The 3,520-nt window shown below is 59.7% G+C and carries 2 protein-coding genes, 3 tRNA genes and 1 pseudogene; 5 read left to right on the forward strand and 1 reads right to left on the reverse strand.

The window, feature by feature from the left end; genetic code table 11:
* On the reverse strand, positions 1-993 hold a 993-nt coding region (locus tag AAC083_RS23510), incomplete at its 3' end, for a cache domain-containing protein (protein ID WP_258224833.1).
* 274 nt (positions 994-1,267) lie between these two features.
* Between AAC083_RS23510 and gltX the strand changes: the two genes are divergently transcribed.
* The 5 genes and pseudogenes from gltX to AAC083_RS22445 all read left to right on the forward strand — a co-directional run bounded on the left by gltX (position 1,268) and on the right by AAC083_RS22445 (position 3,442).
* Positions 1,268-2,683 carry a glutamate--tRNA ligase gene (gene gltX / locus AAC083_RS22425; protein ID WP_108537752.1) on the forward strand — a complete coding sequence of 472 codons (1,416 nt, stop codon included), beginning with the start codon at positions 1,268-1,270 and terminating at the stop codon, positions 2,681-2,683.
* Between the two features lie 11 nt (positions 2,684-2,694).
* Positions 2,695-2,830, forward strand: a pseudogene (locus AAC083_RS22430) (glutamyl-tRNA synthetase); the annotation flags it as partial.
* A gap of 271 nt (positions 2,831-3,101) precedes the next feature.
* A tRNA-Ala gene (locus AAC083_RS22435) sits at positions 3,102-3,177 on the forward strand.
* A 65-nt stretch (positions 3,178-3,242) separates the two neighbouring features.
* Positions 3,243-3,318: transfer RNA gene (locus AAC083_RS22440), tRNA-Ala, on the forward strand.
* 48 nt (positions 3,319-3,366) lie between these two features.
* Positions 3,367-3,442, forward strand: a tRNA-Ala gene (locus AAC083_RS22445).
* The last annotated feature ends 78 nt before the right edge of the window (positions 3,443-3,520 follow it).

The following is a 3,520-nucleotide window of genomic DNA, read 5'->3' on the forward strand; positions in this document are numbered from 1 at the left end:
GTCGGCCCCCGCCAGTACCACCTTGTAGGGCAGGGTGACGATGATGGCCCAGTTGCGGCTCATCCCCGGTACCATGATAGGCACAGAGATTCGGAATGATTCATCCAGCTCCTGGCGCTGCACTTCCGGTTTCAGGTATTGCTGCCACTGGTTGCCGAGCAGCTTGTCGGCCCGGCTGCCCAGCAGGCTGGTGTCGCCGCTGGTGCCCGTGATGACGCCAGCGGCGCTGATGATCAGGGTCTCGCCCTGGCCGTCATAGATGTTGCTGTTGAGGGACTGGGCCTGACGGCTGATGGAGTCCACCGCCAGATCCAGTGCGGCGACGCCCTTGAATTGACCCGCCACCATGATGGGGGTGGTGATGGTGCTGACCAGCACTTGCTGGCCGTTGATGTCCACCTTGAAGGGATCGATGAGGCAGGAGCGGCCCTCCCGTTTCGGGCAGGCGTAGTAGTCGTTGGCCGGATTGCCAAACTCGTCGGCATCGCTCTTCTCGATGGAGAGCAGCAGGTCTGTGCCTATCTGCTCCTTGTCACGGTAGAAGTAGGGGACGAAACGGCCCTGGCTGTCACTGCCCAGTGCCGTTTGACCGGCGAAGGCGGCGTCCTGGTCGTCGAAGCCGTTGGGCTCGAAGCCGGCGAAGGCGCCATACAGTTGGGGTTCCAGGTTGAGCTGTGCCTTGAGCAGGTCAGTCGCCTGCTGGCGATCCAGTGGCAGCTTGCCCTGCTGCTGCAGGGCGAGGGCACTGGCCATCTGCTGGGTATAGGAGAGCCCCTTTTGCAGCAACTGGTTGATGGTGGCGGCCTCGGCGCGGGCGTTGGCACTGACCTTCTGCCAGGCCTCCTGCTGCAGGGCGGCGCGGCTGGAACTGATGGTCAGTTGCTGGGTCTGTTGACCGGAATACTGGTTGAGCAGGATCAATATGACCAGGGCTGTGGTCATGGCGATCCCGGTCATCACCAGAATGCGATTCTGGATAGAACGGAACTGCATCGTCTCTTCCTTGTGTCGTGAGAAGTAGTGTGAGAGTTATTTGACTGTCGGCCGGAGGAGGCTGCTCTCCAACATGCCCCATAGCAAATCGGAAATGCCGCTTCTGTTTTGCGATCCCCCTCAAATATCAGGTGCTAAGCGGTCACCAGACACATTTAACCCCCTACTTTGGCGTGCCACAACCTCATGGTTTTCCCATCCGGGATTCTGAGTGCTAAAATGCGACGGTTTTTTCTAACGAATTGGCCCAAGGCCCTCTACACAAGGCTTAAAGATGAAAGTCAAAACCCGTTTTGCTCCCAGCCCGACCGGCTTTTTGCATGTCGGCGGTGCCCGTACCGCACTCTATTCCTGGTTGTTTGCAAAGAGCCAGGGCGGTGAGTTCGTGCTGCGTATTGAGGATACCGACCTGGAACGTTCCACTCAGGAGGCGATCGACGCCATCATTGAGGGCATGGAATGGCTGGAGCTGAACTGGGATGAGGGTCCCTACTACCAGACCAAGCGTTTCGATCGCTACAACGGCATCATCGACGAGATGCTGGCCGATGGTCGCGCCTACAAGTGCTATTGCTCCCGTGAGCGCCTGGATGCGCTGCGCGAAGGCCAGATGGCCAGCGGCGAGAAGCCCCGTTATGACGGCACGTGCCGGGATGGCGCCCACGATCACCCGGCCGATGCGCCGCACGTGATTCGTTTCCGCAACCCGACCGAAGGCTCCGTGGTGTTCGACGACCACGTGCGTGGCCGCATCGAGTTCGCCAACACCGAGTTGGACGATCTCATCATCCGCCGTACCGACGGTGCGCCGACCTACAACTTCTGCGTGGTGGTCGATGACTGGGATATGGAGATCACCCATGTGGTGCGTGGTGAAGACCACATCAACAATACCCCGCGCCAGATCAACATCTACAAGGCGCTGAACGCCCCAGTGCCGGAGTTTGCCCACGTCTCCATGATCCTGGGTGACGACGGTGCCAAGCTCTCCAAGCGCCACGGTGCTGTCTCTGTGATGCAGTACCGCGATGACGGCTACCTGCCGGAAGCGCTGCTGAACTACCTGGTGCGTCTGGGCTGGTCCCACGGCGATCAGGAGATCTTCACCCTGGACGAGATGATCAAGCTGTTCAGCCTGGATGCCATCTCCAAGTCCGCCTCCGCCTTCAACACCGACAAGCTCTTGTGGCTGAACAACCACTACATGCGCAGCCTGGATCCGGCTTATGTTGCCAAGCATCTGGCCTGGCACATGGCAAACCAGCAGATCGACACCAGCAAGGGCCCGGCGTTGCCTGCGGTGGTCACCCTGCTGGCCGAGCGCTGCAACACCCTGGTGGAGATGGCCGCCCAGAGCCGCTATCTGTTCGAAGAGTACGAAGCCATCGACGAAGCGGCCGCCAAGAAGCACCTGCGCGGTGTGGCTGCCGAGCCGTTGACCCTGGCCAAGGCCAAGCTGGCCGCACTGGATAGCTGGACCACCGAAGCGCTGCACGAGCTGATTGAAGCCACTGCCGCCGAGCTGGGTCAGGGCATGGGCAAGGTTGGTATGCCGCTGCGTGTTGCCGTCACCGGTCTGGGTCAGTCCCCGGGTATCGACGCCGTGATGGCACTGGTGGGCAAAGAGCGGGTACTGGCTCGCATCGACCGCGCACTGGCTTACATCGAAGCGCGCATGGCAGCCGAGTAAGCTTGCCGTCGCACCTTGCCGTCACCGGTTTGGGGTCATCTCTCCCCGGGTATCGACGCCGTGATGGCACTGGTGGGCAAGGAGCGGGTGCTGGCCCGCATCGACCGCGCTTTGGCGTATATCGAAGCGCGCATGGCCGCCGAGTAAGTCGCCTGCTGCCGCGACTGGTGGCAGCCGGATAAATTGCCTTCCACTGACAATAAAGGGCTCCCGTGAGGAGCCCTTTGTTTTTGTCCGCTAACCAGATTTGTGACATAAAACAGCGAGATAGCGGCAGTGTTGTCGGTAAAAACAGCTAACTGATTGAATTTTGACTAAACGCGCCAGTCGGCGTTATTTTTGGGTTGACAGCAAAGCGGGTGATGCCTATCATGCGCCTCCGTTGCCGGAGATAACTTCGTCAGCGCCGAGGTGAGTTGGGGTTATAGCTCAGCTGGGAGAGCGCTTGCATGGCATGCAAGAGGTCCGCGGTTCGATCCCGCGTAGCTCCACCAGATTCCAAATTGGCAATTGCAGTACCCAGGGCAGTGCGGTGTGTATCACCCAGGCCGACCTTTGTGGGGTTATAGCTCAGCTGGGAGAGCGCTTGCATGGCATGCAAGAGGTCCGCGGTTCGATCCCGCGTAGCTCCACCACTATTTACGGCAAATGGCCGCCAGAACCATTTGTTGAGTACGAAATTTGGGGTTATAGCTCAGCTGGGAGAGCGCTTGCATGGCATGCAAGAGGTCCGCGGTTCGATCCCGCGTAGCTCCACCAAATTCTCCTCGAACAATCTGGAATCAAAGGGGTTATAGCTCAGCTGGGAGAGCGCTTGCATGGCATGCAAGAGGTCCG

Source organism: Aeromonas sp. HMWF014, from assembly GCF_963878295.1.
In the GTDB taxonomy this organism is placed as follows: Bacteria; Pseudomonadota; Gammaproteobacteria; order Enterobacterales; family Aeromonadaceae; genus Aeromonas; species Aeromonas popoffii.

Excerpts from the sequence above, each read along its gene's own strand:
- gltX (WP_108537752.1), top strand. The coding sequence starts at position 1,268 with ATGAAAGTCAAAACCCGTTTTGCTCCCAGCCCGACCGGCTTTTTGCAT.